The 14,099-nt window shown below is 62.0% G+C and carries 16 protein-coding genes; 10 read left to right on the top strand and 6 right to left on the bottom strand.

Annotated elements, in window-relative coordinates; genetic code table 11:
• The first annotated feature begins 85 nt into the window (after positions 1 to 85).
• From NUW12_04980 to NUW12_04955, 6 genes are all read left to right on the top strand, one after another.
• A complete protein-coding gene (locus NUW12_04980; GenBank protein ID MCR4402125.1) occupies positions 86 to 1,495 on the top strand; it encodes a DUF1116 domain-containing protein in 1,410 nt (469 codons plus the stop codon).
• 42 nt (positions 1,496 to 1,537) lie between these two features.
• Positions 1,538 to 2,329, top strand: a complete 792-nt coding sequence (locus NUW12_04975) for a cyclase family protein (protein MCR4402124.1) — start codon at positions 1,538 to 1,540, stop codon at positions 2,327 to 2,329.
• A gap of 224 nt (positions 2,330 to 2,553) precedes the next feature.
• On the top strand, positions 2,554 to 3,438 hold the full coding sequence (locus NUW12_04970; GenBank protein ID MCR4402123.1) for a xanthine dehydrogenase family protein subunit M: 885 nt from the start codon (positions 2,554 to 2,556) through the stop codon (positions 3,436 to 3,438).
• The gene (locus NUW12_04965) at positions 3,435 to 3,950 is read left to right on the top strand and encodes a (2Fe-2S)-binding protein (GenBank protein MCR4402122.1); all 516 of its coding nucleotides are present in this window, start codon (positions 3,435 to 3,437) and stop codon (positions 3,948 to 3,950) included. The genes NUW12_04970 and NUW12_04965 overlap by 4 nt, the downstream gene beginning before the upstream one ends.
• Positions 3,950 to 6,283 (top strand): xanthine dehydrogenase family protein molybdopterin-binding subunit, encoded by a 2,334-nt coding sequence (locus NUW12_04960; protein ID MCR4402121.1) that lies wholly within the window; start codon positions 3,950 to 3,952, stop codon positions 6,281 to 6,283. Before NUW12_04965 ends, NUW12_04960 begins: the two co-directional genes overlap by 1 nt.
• 89 nt (positions 6,284 to 6,372) lie before the next feature.
• A complete protein-coding gene (locus tag NUW12_04955) occupies positions 6,373 to 7,611 on the top strand; it encodes an NCS2 family nucleobase:cation symporter (GenBank protein MCR4402120.1) in 1,239 nt (412 codons plus the stop codon).
• A 199-nt stretch (positions 7,612 to 7,810) separates the two neighbouring features.
• Here the strand turns inward: NUW12_04955 and atpE are convergent, their stop codons facing one another.
• The 3 genes from atpE to NUW12_04940 form a co-directional block, all read right to left on the bottom strand.
• Positions 7,811 to 8,398: an ATP synthase F0 subunit C gene (gene atpE, locus NUW12_04950; GenBank protein ID MCR4402119.1), complete on the bottom strand. Its 588-nt coding sequence runs from the start codon at positions 8,396 to 8,398 to the stop codon at positions 7,811 to 7,813.
• Between the two features lie 6 nt (positions 8,399 to 8,404).
• A complete protein-coding gene (gene atpB, locus NUW12_04945; protein ID MCR4402118.1) occupies positions 8,405 to 9,064 on the bottom strand; it encodes a F0F1 ATP synthase subunit A in 660 nt (219 codons plus the stop codon).
• Positions 9,065 to 9,150: 86 nt separating this feature from the next.
• Positions 9,151 to 9,513, bottom strand: a complete 363-nt coding sequence (locus NUW12_04940; GenBank protein ID MCR4402117.1) for an ATP synthase subunit I — start codon at positions 9,511 to 9,513, stop codon at positions 9,151 to 9,153.
• Between the two features lie 253 nt (positions 9,514 to 9,766).
• Between NUW12_04940 and dat the strand changes: the two genes are divergently transcribed.
• On the top strand, positions 9,767 to 10,639 hold the full coding sequence (gene dat, locus NUW12_04935) for a D-amino-acid transaminase (GenBank protein ID MCR4402116.1): 873 nt from the start codon (positions 9,767 to 9,769) through the stop codon (positions 10,637 to 10,639).
• Between the two features lie 30 nt (positions 10,640 to 10,669).
• On the opposite strand, the gene NUW12_04930 is transcribed toward dat, so the two are convergent.
• Entirely contained in the window at positions 10,670 to 10,948 is a 279-nt protein-coding gene (locus tag NUW12_04930; GenBank protein MCR4402115.1) for a DUF6504 family protein, read from the bottom strand.
• A 96-nt stretch (positions 10,949 to 11,044) separates the two neighbouring features.
• Complete coding sequence (locus NUW12_04925; GenBank protein MCR4402114.1) at positions 11,045 to 11,239, bottom strand: DUF6485 family protein; 195 nt, start codon at positions 11,237 to 11,239, stop codon at positions 11,045 to 11,047.
• Between the two features lie 253 nt (positions 11,240 to 11,492).
• On the opposite strand from NUW12_04925, the gene NUW12_04920 reads away from it, so the two are divergent.
• From NUW12_04920 to NUW12_04910, 3 genes are all read left to right on the top strand, one after another.
• Positions 11,493 to 12,209: an HAD family hydrolase gene (locus tag NUW12_04920; GenBank protein MCR4402113.1), complete on the top strand. Its 717-nt coding sequence runs from the start codon at positions 11,493 to 11,495 to the stop codon at positions 12,207 to 12,209.
• A gap of 584 nt (positions 12,210 to 12,793) precedes the next feature.
• Complete coding sequence (locus NUW12_04915) at positions 12,794 to 13,330, top strand: PspC domain-containing protein (GenBank protein MCR4402112.1); 537 nt, start codon at positions 12,794 to 12,796, stop codon at positions 13,328 to 13,330.
• A gap of 52 nt (positions 13,331 to 13,382) precedes the next feature.
• A complete protein-coding gene (locus NUW12_04910; GenBank protein MCR4402111.1) occupies positions 13,383 to 13,847 on the top strand; it encodes a hypothetical protein in 465 nt (154 codons plus the stop codon).
• A 50-nt stretch (positions 13,848 to 13,897) separates the two neighbouring features.
• Here the strand turns inward: NUW12_04910 and NUW12_04905 are convergent.
• Positions 13,898 to 14,099 (bottom strand): methyl-accepting chemotaxis protein (locus NUW12_04905; protein MCR4402110.1); only part of this gene is annotated, 202 nt, incomplete at its 5' end.

Genomic DNA, 14,099 nt, shown 5'->3' with positions numbered 1-14,099 from the left:
GGCGTGGAAGGCCCGCCACTATGAAACCGCTCGTTTGGCGACACGCATTCAGTTGCGCACACTGACGTGAAGGAGCTGTGTTGTCATGGAGATGGTGAAGAACTGGCCCCCCGCCCGGGTGGTGGTGAATCTCGGCAGCAGTGTCTTCGCAAGGTCCGTGCGGGAACAGGGTGCGAGAGTGTTCGAGGTGGATTGGCGGCCGCCGGCGCTCGGCAGACCGGAACTCATCCGAGCCTTGGAGGTTGTCCAGGACAGGCCGGACGTGGACGAGGCCAACCGCCTCGCGCTCGAGAGATACAGCTCCGCGAGGCCGACTCTCGTGGGGATCGGGCGGGCACGGGACGTGATTCCGGGCCTGGGCGAATACATGCTGCTTCACGCGGGCCCACCCATCAACTGGGAGCGTATGGCGGGTCCGCTGAGAGGAGCTGTAATTGGGGCCATCTTGTACGAGGGTTGGGCCTCGTCCGCCGAGGAGGCCGAGAAGGCGGCCGCCGGTGGAGAGATAGCTTTCTCTCCGTGTCACGAGCACTCGGCGGTGGGCCCGATGGCAGGGGTCGTGTCTCCGTCGATGCCCGTGTTCGTCATCGAGAACCGGTCGGGCGGGAACAGGTCTTACTGCACACTAAACGAGGGCCTCGGAAAGGTCTTGCGATATGGCGCGTACAGCGCCGAAGTCCTAGAGAGGCTCAGGTGGATGGCTGACGTCCTTGCCCCCGTCCTCGCGAAGGGGATAGAGCTCTCTGGGGGGATAGATCTCCGGTCCATCATAGCGCAGGCGTTGCACATGGGGGACGAGGTACACAACCGCAACAGGGCGGCGACGTCTCTCTTCATACGAAGCATCGCGCCTCATCTTGTGGAAACAGGCTACCCGATCTCGGACATCCGCAGAGTCCTTGAGTTCATCAACGGCAACGATCACTTCTTCTTGAACCTCTCGATGCCCGCGGCGAAGGCGATGCTTGAAGCGGCTCATGGTGTGCCGAAGAGCACGATGGTGACGGTGATGAGCAGGAATGGCACTGACTTCGGGATAAAGGTGAGCGGGCTCGGGGACCGGTGGTTCACGGGACCGGCACAGAAGGTCAGAGGGCTATACTTCTCCGGGTTCGGCGAGGACGACGCAAACCTCGACATCGGGGATTCCTCTATCACTGAGACGGCGGGGCTGGGCGGTTTCGCCATGGCGGCCGCCATACCCATCGTGCAGTTCGTGGGAGGAACCCCGGATGACGCGGTGGAGTTCTCGAAGAGGATGTACGGCATCACGCTCTCCGAGAACAGGTTCTTCACAATACCCGTCCTGGGTTTTCGGGGAACGCCCACCGGAATAGACCTGAGAAAGGTGGTGGAAAGAGGGATTCTGCCGCAAATAAACACGGGCATCGCTCACAAGGATCCTGGAATAGGACAGGTCGGTGCGGGGCTCGTTACCCCGCCGTGGGAGTGCTTCGAAAAAGCGCTCTTGGCCTTCGTCGAGACGTATGCGTGAGTCGCGACGTATTGAACTGCACGCAGTGAGGAGGGTTCTTCGATGCTGTCTTTCTGGGACAAGGTGCAGATGTATGACCTGACACAACCGCTTGGCCATCTCACTCCCCCTTGGCCGACTTACGAGCCGCTTCAGATCAAGTTCTTCAAGCGGCTGAGTCCCAACGGCGCAAACGGTCAGCTCATTACCACGTCGAACCACGTCGGGACGCACCTAGACGGGCCGCTTCACTTCTGCACGCACGGCAAGGACATAGCGAGCCTGCCCCTGGATTACCTCGTAGGCCCCGGCGTCGTGGTGGACATCAGCGACGTAGCCGAGGATTACGGGATCTACACTTCGCGGGACATCCTGGACCGCGTCGAGGTGCGCGAAGGGGATATCTTGGTCATCCATACCGGGTACCATCACTACGCGTGGGACCAGCCCGAGGCGGACGAGGTGCGCTACATGATCAAGCACCCAGGCCCGGCGAGGGAGTTCGCCGAGTGGTGCAGGAAGATGAGACTGAAGTGGCTGGCGGTGGATTGCGGGTCCGCGGACCACCCGATGAACACGAAGATCCGCGAGTGGATGCCGATCCAGGCGAGGGAGGCCGATGAGCACCTAAGGAAGAGGTACGGCAAGGGCCTCGACGACTTCTTCCCGCCGGAAGACTACCAAATGATGCACATCGCGCTGTTTCCGCACGACATAATCCATGCCGAGAACCTGGGCGGTGATATAGACAAGGTGCTCAATAAGAGACTCATCATAGGTTGCTTCCCATGGAGGTTCGTGGGCGGCGAGTCGTCCATCTGCCGCATCGTGGCCTTCGACACGAAGGAACGGTGACGATGAGGGATCGTAATCAGTTGTAATCAGTATCCAATTGATCGAGACGCGTCTTGTTGAGCGTCACGAAGGACACCTGGTAGATAGTGGCGAAATTGCCGGAAGAGTGCGAGCGGTGACGAACGGGCGCGACGCGTTCGTGCCTTGCGAACGCTCATGGAGTCTCAAGGGGCGAATGTCGAGTGTAGGACCGCACGACTAGTAGGCAGAAAGGAGGGCGAATGGTGCTGCTACCTTTCGACTACGTCAGGGCGCGAAGCAGGGAAGAGGCTGTGGATCTGGCCATACGGGCCGGAGCCGGAGGTAGGTTCCTCGCGGGGGGCACCGATCTTCTGGTCCGCATTCATGACAGGCAGCTGCGTCCGCAGGTACTCATAGACCTAAAGGGGATCGTGGGGATCCAAGCGGTGAGCCCCCGCGCCGGCGGAGGGCTCGTGGTGGGTGCTGCCACGCCCCTCAACAGACTGATTAGTCATGAGGCGGTGCGCGCGGGATACGGCCTTCTCGCGGAGGCGGCGCACACCGTGGGTTCGGTGCAAATCCGCAACCGCGCCTCTCTGGGCGGGAACATCAGCAACGCGTCGCCCGCTGCTGATACTGCTCCCGCCCTCTTGCTTTATGAGGCGGAGATCGTGACGTGGGGTCAGGCAGGGGAGAGGAGGATTCCAATAAGCGAGTTCTTCAAAGGACCCGGGGCCACGGCGCTTAGCGCGGGGGAGTTCGTGTTCCAGGTGGAGCTGCCCGCGCTCAAGGAGCGGTCCTTCGGAACGTACCTGAAACTGGGTAGGACAGGAGCCGTGGATCTCTCGATAGTGAGCGTGGCAGCACTGGCCCTTGAAGGCGGCGAGGTCCGTCTCGCCCTGGGTGCCGTCGCGCCTACGCCAGTAAGGGTACGGGAGGCGGAAGCCATCCTTCGCAACCGGAAGGACCAGCATGCCATCAGGGAGGCAGCGGCCGCGGCGAGGCGTTTTGCGGAGCCGATCAGCGACATACGGGCGAGCAAAGAGTACCGGCTCGAGATGACCGAGGTGCTGAGCGCAAGGGCCATAGAGCAGGCTCTTAGGGGTCTCGAGGCGGGCGCGGGCGCGAGGAGGGGGGACAGGCCGTGATGCACGACATTCGGGTGAAGGTGAACGGTCAGTGGGTCGAGGCTCGCGTGCCCTCTCACAGGAGGCTGCTGGATTTCCTTCGTGATGATCTCGACCTCACGGGAGCGAAGGAAGGTTGCGGCGGCGGGGAGTGCGGCGCGTGCACCGTGCTGGTGGAGGGAGAGCCGGTGAATGCATGCCTAATGCTTGCGGTGGAGGCTGACGGCGCGGACGTGATCACCGTGGAAGGACTGGCCGAAGGTGACTGCCTCGATCCGGTGCAGGAGGCTTTCGTGGAGAACTCCGCTCTCCAGTGCGGGTATTGCATCCCGGGGATGGTCATGTCCGCCAAGGCGCTCCTCGTGCGCAACCCGAGCCCGACGCGGGGAGAGGTCGTTGAGGCGATAAGCGGCAATCTCTGCCGGTGCACAGGCTACGCACGGATCGTGGACGCCATCATGAAAGCGGCTCAGGCAGAGCGGGCGGGTCGAACCGTCCGGGGGGATGAATCTTCCAAGCCGGGGGGTGAATGATGGTGGCGACGAACGCAAGCTACATCGGTGCTGAAGTGGTGAGAAGCGACGCGAGGGAGAAGGTGACGGGGAGCGCCCGCTACGCCGGAGACCTCAAGTTCGACCGGATGCTCCACGCGAAGCTTCTTCGAAGCAAGTACGCCCACGCCAGGCTCGTCCGCGTTGACGCGTCGAAAGCATCGAGACTGCCCGGCGTGAAGGCTGTGGTCACCGGCGGGGACTTTCCTCACCGGATGGGCCTGTACCTCGTCGACCGAACCCCTTACGCCGTTGACAAGGTTCGGTACTACGGGGAGCCGGTCGCGGGCGTGGCTGCCATCTCACCTGACGTCGCGGAGGAGGCGCTTTCTCTGATCGAAGTGGAGTACGAGGAGTTGCCACCGGTGCTCGACTTGCTCGAGGCGGTCAAACCCGGCTCACCTCTTGTTCACCCCGAACTCCACGAGTACGAGCACGTCCCCGCCATATTCCCAGTGCCTCACACGAACATCAGCAACCATTTCCGGATAAGGAAGGGCAACGTGGACGCGGGATTTGCCGAGGCCGACTTGATCGTGGAGGATACGTACTATGTTCCGCACATCCAGCACTCACCCATCGAACCACACGCAGCGATTGCCCTGTACGATTCGCAAGGGAAGCTGACGATCTGGGCGAGTTCACAATCGCCCTTCGCGATGAGGAAGATACTTAGCCAGAGCCTCAAATGGCCCATGCACAAGATACGCGTCATCGGCCCGTACGTCGGGGGAGGGTTTGGGGGTAAGGCAGGTCTCAACGTGGAGGCGACCTTGGTTCCTCTGGCCATGAAGGCGAGAGGCTACGCGGTGAAACTGGTTTGCACCAGGGAGGAAGAGTTCCGAGACACCTTCGTGAGGCAGGGCATGTGGTGTCGCCTCAAGACCGGGGTGAAGCGCAACGGACGCATCACCGCGCAGGAATTCGAGATGTACTGGGACGGCGGCGCGTACACCGAGTACGGCGTGAACGTCACGCGCGCGGCCGGCTACAGCTCTGCCGGGGTGTACGACATTCCCAACATGAAGACCGACTCTTACTGCGTATACACGAACAAGCCTGTGGGTGGACCCCTGCGCGGCTTCGGCCACGGAGAGAACCACTGGGCCATCGAACAGCACATGGACCAGATAGCTCACAAGCTAGGCATGGATCCCGTGGAATTCCGCATGGTGAATCTTCAGCGAGAGGGGTCCACGAACGCCACCGGGCAAGTCCTCCACAACGTGGGCATCGGCAAGTGCCTTGAGGAAGCAGCCAGGCTGATCGGCTGGACGAAAGTGACGGGACCGGGCAGGCCGGAACCTGGCGCCAAGAAGGTGCGCGCGAAGGGAATCGCCTGCATGACCAAGGCTCCGGCGATGCCCAACGACGCTGCGTCCACGGCCATTGTGAAGGTGAATGACGACGGCACGGTGGTGCTCAACATATCCGCCCAGGAATTAGGCCAAGGCGCTTTCACGGTGCTTGCGCAGATCTGCGCGGAGGAGCTTGGGGTGCGTTACGAGGACATAAGGATATATCCCGTGGACACCGACCACGGGGCGTATGAGTGGCAAACGGTGGCAAGCAGGATCACGTATTCGTGCGGACGCGCCGTGATGGAGGCGGCCCGCGACGCCAGGCGACAGTTGGTAGACCACGCGTCGAAGTACTTTGGTGTCCGGGCCGAAGACATCGGCGTGGCGGGCGGGGAGGTGTTCGTGAGAACCGACCCGAGGAGGCGCGTTCCCGTGGGCAAGCTCGCTCTGGGCGCCACGCTTCCCGACTTCAGCGGATATGGCGGCCCGATCGTCGGGCGGGGCAAGTTCATCCCTGAAGGAATCGTGGCGATGGATGCCGAAACAGGTCAAAGCCCCAAGCCGGTAGCGAACTGGACGTACGGTGCGCAGGCGGTCGAGATAGAAGTCGACCTCGAGACCGGGAAGATAGAGGTCAAGAAGGTAGCAGCCGTGTACGACGCGGGGCGTGTGATAAACCCCGTGACCGCCGCGGCTCAGGTTGAAGGAGGTGTTGTGCAGGGACTGAGCATCGCGCTGTTTGAGGAGATGAAGTTTGACGACAAGGGCAGATTGCTGAACCCCTCTTACGTTGACTACAAGATAGCGACAGCAGCCGAGATCCCCGAGATGCTCATTGGGTTCGTGGAGGTTCCGCAGGAAGACGGACCGTACGGAGCGAGGGGTATCGGGGAGCACGTCATGGTGCCGACACCGCCTGCCATCGCGAACGCGCTGTTCCACGCGGTGGGCGTACGGATGAGGCGTCTGCCCATGACGTCGGAGAGCGTCTATTGGGCCTGCAAATCAAAATGAGCGACGACTCTATGTTCTCGGTGTCAATGACCTGTAGCGGACAGCAGGTTTGAAGGGAGGAGAAATCCGTGGCAAGCACTCAGCCGACCGTGGCGGCGCATGTCAGAGGGCCCATAAGGCCCGGGGATCCGCTGCCGTTTTCCCAGCTCCTAGTTCTGGGTATTCAGCATACTTTCACCATGTTCGGGGCGACGGTCTTGGTGCCGCTCCTCACTGGGCTCGACGTCAGCGTGGCTCTATTCACGGCCGGAATCGGCACTTTGTGGTTCCATCTCGTGACAAGACGGAGGGTTCCCATATTCCTCGGCTCCTCGTTCGCCTTCATCGCACCTGTTGCGCTCGTCATCAAAGAAATGGGAATCCCCGAGGCGCAGGGCGGCATCATCGTGGCAGGGCTCATCTACTGCGTCCTCGCGGTGATCATATACTTTGTAGGCCCGAAGTTCATGGAATCACTTCTTCCGCCGGTCGTCACTGGGCCCATCATAATGGTCATAGGCCTAAACCTCGCTCCAGTCGCCATCTCGAGCGCCAGCAAGAACTGGATCATAGCGCTCATCGTGCTCGCTACCGTGGCTTTCGTGAATCTGTACGTCAAGGGATTCATGAGGCTCCTCCCGGTCATTTCCGGGATAATCGTAGGTTACGTAGTGAGTTTGATCTGGGGCATAGTCGATGCCGCGCCCGTGGCGCAGGCGGCGTGGATCGGAGTGCCCCACTTCACGTGGCCCGTGTTCAACGCCGCGGCCATCGGGTTGATAGCCCCGGTGGCGGTGGCCACTATGGTGGAGCACGTGGGGGACGTGTTGGCCGTTGGTGCTACTGTCGAGGATGACTTCGTGAAAGACCCCGGGTTGCACCGGACTCTCATCGGGGATGGAATTGGGACGTCTCTCGCCGGGCTGTTCGGAGGGCCTGCGAACACGACGTACTCAGAGAACACGGGGGTGCTTGCCCTAACTCGAGTGTGGAAGCCCGAGGTCATGCGGATCGCCGCAGTGATGGCGATTCTGCTAGCGTTCATCGGCAAGCTCGGGGCGGTCATAAGGACCATTCCCGAGCCGGTGATCGGCGGCATATCCATTGTGCTCTTCGGGATGATAGCGGCCATCGGTGTGAGGACGGTCGTCGAGAACCAGGTGGACATGAAGCAACCGAGAAACCTCCTCATAGCCAGCGTGATGCTGGTGATAGGAATCGGCGGCGCCATGATCAAGATCTGGGGCAACCTGCAATTCGGCGGCATAGGCCTCGCAGCCATCGTGGGCATAATACTGAACCAGCTTCTGCCCAAGGAGACGGGGAAGTCCGAGGGCAGCCGAGCGTGATTCGATTGGCTCGGGCGCTTCGCTCGTGGATTGCGAGTGGATGTGGGTGACCGACTGCTCCGAGGTCGTTGGCGTCGGGGCGGTACGCGTTCGTCCCAGCTGAGGGTTCGTCCCTGAAAAGCCTTCGATTCGGGGGGAGCGTCAAGGCTCCCCCCATCCGTTCGACGCGCCGTCTTGAGGGCCTGCTCAGCTGCCACTCCTACAACGAAGGAGTGAACATGAGCACGAGGGCGATGACCAGGCCATAAAGGCCCGTGGTCTGCGAGATCGCTTGACCGAGGAGCATGGTGCGCGTTATGTCCGTCCGCAGGTCGGGGCGACGTCCGACTGTTTCGGCTCCCTTGCCCGCGGCGTAACCTTGACCGATGCCGGGTCCTATGCCTGCGAGCATCGCCAAACCCGCGCCAAGCGTGGCCGCCGCCCGCACTAGGGGCGGTCCGTCCCGAGTCACCAACGGATTGGCGAATATGAGGAGCAGCGCGACGACGAGGGAGAAGATCCCCGAGGTCTCAGCGACGGCCTGCCCCAAGAGCATCACGACTGTGACGTCGGACCGCCTGGCGGGGTTGCGCCCGACCGCGTCCGCGGCTTCGCCCGCGGCGTAACCCTGACCGATGCCGGGCCCAAGGCCGGCTGCCATTGCCAAGCCCGCGCTCACCGCGGATGCCGCAAGCACGGCCGCTCGTGGGTGTTGGGCTGCCGCCGTGCTGACGAACTCCTGCCACCCCTGGAAACCCAGGTGGGCCAGGACGTTGAACGTTTCGAAGACCCCAGGCAAACCGTTCATGTGAAATCAATCCATAGCCCTGGAAATGAAGGTCATCGTGAGCATGACGAATATGAACGTTTGAACCATTCCTGAGAAAACGTCAAAGTACGCGTGGGGAAGCACGGGTACGACCACCGGCAGCACCGAGTACAAGAGACCCATGATGATGGTCCCGCCGAGCATGTTGCCGAAGAGACGGAACGCCAGGGAGAACGGCAAGGCGATCTCGCTTATTACGTTCAGAGGTGCAAGGAACGCCACGGGATCGAAAAACCCCTTGATGTACGAAGCCAGCCCCTTCCGCCGGATCGAATAGTACTGGATGTTCATAAACGTGATGGTGGCGAGCGCAAGCGTGGTGTTGAGGTCCGCCGTAGGAGGGGTGATTCCAACGAGGCCCGTGAGGTTCGCCACCAGGAGGAAGAGAGCGAGCGTTCCAACGTACGGTATGAAGCCTCTCCTCTCCTTGCCCATGGCTCCGTCCACGAGCCATTGCACGGCCTCGTACACTATCTCGGGCACGAGCCGAGTCCCCGACGGTGCCTTCTCAGGCGGACGCGACCACATCAACCTGACGGCCGCCCGCGAGGCGACAACCAGGAAGATCATAATGGCCCATGTCGCTACGAGGGTCTCGGGTACGTCGTGTCCCAGCACGCGAACGGTTCGCGCAACGAATGGCATGACTCGTCGTCACCTCCCGTTCCAGGCGACGCTTCCTGCGGCAGGTATGCCCTGCGTTCCGGGTTTCCTCGCTCCTGGGCCTGTCCTCAAAGCGGTCCGAGTATGCCTGTGAGAAGGATCACGAGCTTTACCATGATCATTCCGGCCGCGGCTCCAAGGAACACCCCCGTGTTCGCACGCAGCGCGGCATACAGCACCAACGCCGTAAGGACGTACCTCGCGAGGTACCTGACCCCCGCCGCCACCGGCGCTCGCGTTGGTCCTCGCGACAGTGCGGCAATGATGGCGGTGCCCAGAAGATGGAAGCTAGCGAGTCCGAAGACCGTCCCGGCCAAGCTGCCGAATGCGACCTGGTGGAATCCTGCGGCCGCCAAGACAGGCGTCGCCACGGCAAGCACGAGCGCGGCACGCCTCGCGATCGTCCGCTCAATGTCACCTGTCTTCCTCATCCGCGTCACTCCGCTTTTCGTGACACGTGTAGTATCCTCCTTTCACTAGCTTTTATTAGCGTCCCTGTGGGCCGCCCCGTCTCAAGCGATTCGGGAGAATGACAAGGACGCTTCGTTGTTCGACGAGGCCGCGTGGAGCCTAGCGGGGGGCACGAATCCCGCGTGCGCTCATGGAGGGATTTCCCGGGCGGCGGAGAAAGAATGAGACTGTCGGGACGAACGCTCGGACCAAGCGAGGAGGCGAGGCACTGACATGCCAGAGATCGCGTACGTGAACGGGGAGTTCATTGCGCTGTCTGAGGCGCGGGTATCGGTGGAGGACCGGGGGTTTCAGTTTGGAGATGGAGTATACGAGGTCGTGAGGTGCTATCGTGGAAAGCCGTTCGCTCTGGACGAGCACCTCGCCAGGCTCGAGAGGAGTGCGGCAGGAATCGAGTTGGCTCTGCCATGGACGCGCCACGAGCTGAGAGAGCTCGCGGCTGAAGCATTGCAAAGGAGCGGGATCGCCGAGGCGGTGCTTTACATCCAAGTTACCCGAGGATGGGCTGCCCGTAACCATGCGTTTCCGGAGACGGTCAAGCCAACGATCGTCCTCACGGTGCGGCCGGCAAAGCCGGTTCCGCCTGACCGCGTGGAGCGCGGAGCTTCAGCGATCACCGTTCCCGATGAGCGGTGGCTTCGGTGCGACATCAAGTCGATAGACCTTCTGCCCAATGTCATGGCCAAAGAGAAGGCGAGGCGGGCGGGCGCGCTAGAGGCAGTGATGATCAGGGACGGGGCCTACGTTACGGAGGGCTCGAGCTCGAACGTCTTCGCGGTGATAGACGGCACGATTCACACTGCTCCCGAGGGACCGCGCATCCTTTCCGGGGTGACGCGATCGATCGTGTTGCGTCTCGCGCGCGAGATGGGCATGAGGGTGGTGGAGGATTTCTTTGCTCCCGGGTTGCTTGCCGACGCTGACGAGGTGTTCATAACAAGCACCACGTTGGAGGTTACACCATGCGTCCAAATAGACGGACGGCCGGTCGCCGCCGGCAGGCCGGGCGAGATAACGCGATCGCTCGCCGCAGCTTATGCCTCCGAGGTCACCGCGCGCATCGGTGAAGAGCCGGCATCGCGATGAGAGAGGGATGAGAACGACGGACGAAGAGGATCACAATTCCCGGTAGAGCACCCAAGTGCGCCTGCCGCCGCCCCGGTCTAGGTACAATTCAAAGACCCTGCCGTCGTCAGTCCGAACGCGGTAATAGTTGCGGTGGCGCCGCAGGCGCCAATTGCCGTGCTTGGGGCTCACGGTTCCTATGCCGTAATCCTGCCACTGGGCCTCCACAGAGGCTACGCGGTGCTCTTGCCCGCGCCACACGAAAGAGGCCGGAGAGCCCGGACGGGACCGGAATACGACCTCAACCTGTTCGGAGTAGAAGCGAGGCATGGTTCTACCTCCCGCGCGGCTTGAGCTACTGCTACAATCCGCCCGTGATCGGCTTCGGGCGAAGGCGTGGCATGGCAGGACTTTCGTCGTCCTCGCTCAACGGGAGTGACAAGCGACAAACCGTCTGACGCTCCTATCATATGTGCGCTCTACTGAGGGCGGGAAGAGACATCCGGGGAGCTCTCCGTTTGCCCTGTGGAACGCCAAGCACTCGCAACACCTGCCCTTACGGGGACAGGGTTGGTAGGTGCAAGTGCAGGTCTCGACGTTCTTCTCGACGTTGCATTCCATGGCGGTTCTCCTTTCGCCGCGCCACGGTGCACCGGTTGCGACGCGCGTGACGCGCGCACCGCGCACCTGACGACGCGGGTGAGTTTAGACGATACTGGAAACGAATTCGACGAAAGTTCCTCGCGTCCTTCCCCGTGTGCCGAGAAGCGTGCGGAGACCACGGCACAGGGCAGTAGATCGGGCGGCGCCGGATGCGGCCGCGGCTCGTCCACTCCCGAGAGATCTCCACGGCGATACTGTGTGGGGTGACGATGTGATTCGAGCGATACTGTTCGACCTTGACGGGACTCTCGTTCATTACGACTTCGACGCGTTCGTGAGAGAGTACCTCGCAGCTCTGGGAGCGCGCCTGGCGCACATGGTGGACCCCGCCCGCCTGGCAAGACAGATCATGAAATCCACCGAGGCCATGGTCCGCAACCTGGACCCATGCAAGACCAATCGGGATGTCTTTGCGGAGGATTTCTTCCCCGCCATAGGAATCCCGGAGGACGTGCTCTCGGCGCTGTTCGACGACTTCTACCGTCGCGACTTCCCCAAGATAGGTCCAAGACTCGGAATACGCCCGCATCCTTCAGCTCGGAGAATGGTGGAGACCCTTCTTTCCAGAGGCCTCGACGTGATCATCGCCACGAACCCAGTATTCCCTCTCGTGGCAATCGAGGAACGGATGCGATGGGGAGGTCTCTATGGGATTCCATACAAGCTCGTGACCTCGTACGAGACCATGCATTTCTGCAAGCCTAACCCCGAGTACTACGTGGAGATCCTCCAGCTCATCCATCGTATGCCCGACGAGTGCTTGATGGTGGGCAACGACGTGGAAGAAGACATCGTCGCTGGCACGCTCGGCATGACGACGTACCTAGTGGAGGATTTCCTGCTCGACCGCGGCAGACCTTACAACCATCCAGATTTCAGGGGAACGTTCGACGAGCTCGTACGCTTTTTGGAACGCGGCAGCTTCTGAACGAACCACCGTGCCATGAGACCGCCCTGCCCTGTCCGCCAGTCGGCGCTGCCGCCTCCACCTGCGACTCCTCCGCGTCTGACTCCTCCGCCCCCGCCGCCGGAGAGCCCGCCGCCTCTCCTGGTCGCAGACGTGCCGGCGCTCGTGGCAATGAGCAGCGAGTGCTAGAGAGACGCTGTCAGATTCGAAGGGCTTGAGGCGAGGTCACCGCCGGTCGAGCTCTCGAAGCAGCGGTGACCCACGGAGATGGCGAAGCCTTGAGCGGAGACCTTCGGAAGTGCGGTTCTGAGAAAGATCGGGTCGGACCATTCCGACCACCAGAAGGAATCCCGGGGAGAGACTGCGAATGTACAAGAAAGCCCGTCAAAGCCTGTCGCGAAGACGGTTCGCGTACCGCGGCGCGGCAGGGCGGCGACGGAAAGCGATTGGAGAAAGGGGGGTGACGAGGGATGGGCAAGTCCTGCGGCTGCGGTGCCTCTAAGAAACCGGCGGCGCCCAAGCAAGAGACCGAGAAGGACGCCAAGAAGAAGGGTACCCGGTCGTGCGGCACCAAGAAATAACGTCCGCTGTGAGGAGTGGGTCCGGTGGCAAGGCGGCTCTATCGTTCGAAAACCGAGTGCATGATCGGGGGCGTTGCCGGGGGGCTAGCGGAGTACTTCGACATCGACCCCACGCTAGTGCGAATACTGTGGGTAATCCTCGCGCTCGCCAATGGCATCGGGGTGCTGGCGTACCTGATCGCATGGATAGTCATCCCGGCGAACCCGCATACCGAGGCGAGCGAGCGGTTCGAGAAGACCGAAGGTATTCGCCAGGAAGTGATAGAGAAAGCCAAAGAGGTCGAGGCTAGACTGAAGGGAGGGACACCGCCCGCAGGTCCGCACGGGGGTTCGACCCACGCCCAAGAGAACGCGTCGTTGGGGTCGTGCCGCGAGGGTACCGGCAGCGCGGATCGAGACGTAGGTGCCTCGAGGATCATCGGCCTCATCCTCGTGTGTGTGGGTGGACTCCTCCTCGTGCGTGATTTCTGTCCCTGGTTCGACTTGGGCGCTCTTTGGCCCATCCTTCTCGTTGCTGCGGGCGTCGTTCTGCTGGCGAGCGGAGTTGGCGGGCGTAGATAGGACCGGACGGATTGTGCCCGCGGTGAACACGCTATGCGGAGGCGTTTCAAGTATGTCATCGCTCGACACGGGCCGCGGTGACCGCTGCGCAAAGCAGGACCTCGACGCACACTGGTTCGGGCCTTCGGGGCCGGAGCTCCCCGGCAACCGGGATCTCATAACCGCTTCATGGGAGCGTTGTCGCGCCCTCGGAGTCGACCCAGAGGGTGGTATGAGCAGCGTAGTCTTGTCGCCGGGAGAGCTGGCTCGGAGAAGAGGAGCCAGCTCGCGGCTCCTCAAAGTGGCGGAACCCTTGATGTCGAGCCTCTACGAGGTCGTGGCGGGCTCCGGCCACGTGATAGTCCTTGTGGACGCAGACGGGTACGTGCTCTCCGCTACCAGTGACCCGGACATGCCAAGGACCTCCGCGAGGACCTCTGCCGAGAGAAGGACCAACGACTTTCTCGCCGCGTCGGCCCGGCAAGCAGCGGCGCGGGCTTCATGGTCTGGACCCGCGCTTGCCGAAGACCGCCTGTGACACCCGCGAAGGGTTGCGTACCGCCTGGTGGCTGTCCGCCAGGCTTGTGTTTACACACTGAACCTGGCCACGAGCTTTTCGAGGTCGGCCGCCATCTTCGCGAGGTCTTGGGCGGAGGCGGCTATTTGCTCTATTGCTGAGCTCATCTGTCCCGTGGACGCGGAGACCTCTTCTGACGCGCTTGCGGTCTGTTCCGACACTGCGGCCATGGCTTGCACCGCCTTTTGCACCTCGTCCGCGGACGCAGTCATC

Source organism: Bacillota bacterium, from assembly GCA_024653485.1.
Lineage (GTDB): Bacteria > Bacillota > SHA-98 > UBA4971 > UBA4971 > UBA6256.
The sequence above is the reverse complement of the archived record's forward strand: the minus strand, read 5'-3'. Positions and strand labels throughout refer to the sequence as shown.